The sequence below is a fragment of the Vibrio sp. Vb1755 genome (assembly GCF_033338635.1).
Taxonomy (GTDB): Bacteria; Pseudomonadota; Gammaproteobacteria; order Enterobacterales; family Vibrionaceae; genus Vibrio; species Vibrio alginolyticus.
This window is the reverse complement of the sequence record NZ_JAWOTA010000354.1, coordinates 1-1,046: the sequence shown is the minus strand read 5'-3', so window position 1 is coordinate 1,046 and position 1,046 is coordinate 1. Positions and strand designations below refer to the sequence as shown.

The following is a 1,046-nucleotide window of genomic DNA, read 5'->3' as shown; positions in this document are numbered from 1 at the left end:
CCTCGGCAATAGTCTCGTTTAGCGAGAGCATCTTGTTTAAGTTGTCTGCGACCATCGGGTAGCGTTCCATCGACAACAAGCGCTGGGAGTTTTCGGTGTAAGTTCTCAGCGCGGCAAGTGGTTGGTTTATCTCGTGGTTGATACTGGCAGACAACTCTCCCAGCAAAGCAAGTTTGGCGGCTTGAGTCAGCTCTTGCTGAGTTTGTCTTAGCTCTTGCTGGCTTTGTTCATACTGACGAACCGTTTGCTGCAATTTGTGGTTTGCTTCACTTAGTACAACCGTGCGTTGCATGACTTTTTCTTCCAAGCTCACATTGAGATTGGCAAGACGTGCCTTGTTCACCAACATCTGAAACCATGCCAATGCGATCAGTGCAATCAGCGCGTATAAAATCAAATAGACTACATCTGCTTGCAATACTGCCGTCAGTACGGTGTGGTGATTGATTAACGCTACAACGCGAAAACCTTTATCCAACAAATGTGTTGCGTACGCGAGGTAGTTTGGTGACAGCAACAATTGGTTATCCGCAAACTCACTTTCGTCACTTTGCGCGGTAAGTTCGCCGTAATATTCGGGCAACGTGTCACCGTATTGGCGAGTTTCAGTCAGTTCATTGATGGCCGTTGGTGAGAGTGGAAACAGTGCGCGATAGCGCCAGTCGGGTAGGTTGCTCATAAACACTACGTTGTGTTTGTCGGTCACCAAAACGTCTGCGCCACTTTGTGCAAGGCGCTGTTCCAACTGCTCCAAATTCACTTTTACCGTGATGACGCCGATGACATCGCCGTTCAACCATAGTGGAGAGGAAAAGAAGTAACCCCGTTTGTTAGAGCGTACTCCTAACCCCACGTATTGGGCTGGCTCACCACGACGGGCATTTTTAAAGTAAGGGCGATAACTAAAACTCGAACCGACAAACGTATCCGCCTGTTGATAGTTACTCGAAGCGATAACCAAGCCTGTGTTATCGTGGACATAAATGGTATCGGCCAAACTGTGCTTCAGCCATTGCGCCAACAGTAAGTTCAGTTCTGTCGACGGT

At 48.3% G+C, this 1,046-nt stretch carries 1 protein-coding gene; it reads right to left on the bottom strand.

Features of this window, described 5'->3' with window-relative positions; all coding sequences use genetic code 11:
- On the bottom strand, nucleotides 1-1,046 hold a 1,046-nt coding region (locus R7E00_RS25090), incomplete at both ends, for a cache domain-containing protein (protein WP_318124921.1).